1 protein-coding gene is annotated in these 215 nt (G+C 42.3%); it reads left to right on the forward strand.

The genetic code is table 11. From position 1 onward, the window contains the following. Positions 1 to 74: 74 nt before the first annotated feature. On the forward strand, positions 75 to 215 hold a 141-nt coding region (locus ACYQ4S_RS13140), incomplete at its 3' end, for a group II intron maturase-specific domain-containing protein (protein WP_459771631.1).

Below are 215 nucleotides of genomic sequence, written 5' to 3' on the forward strand. Positions count from 1 at the left end.
TCTTGGGTTGTCTGATAACCACAGTGAATGGGGTCTGTCGTTACAGACCTTCGAAAGAAGCCAAAGCGAAATTCATGCGTACCTTGAAACGCTTGACTAAACGTAAACGAGCAGGGAAGTTTGATGAGATTGTCAAAGAAATAAACAGCAGAACAAGAGGCTGGATTAATTATTTCGGCACAGGCTTCATCAAATCATTCGTGAAGAAAGTGGAG

This window comes from Alkalibacterium sp. s-m-28 (genome assembly GCF_054658175.1).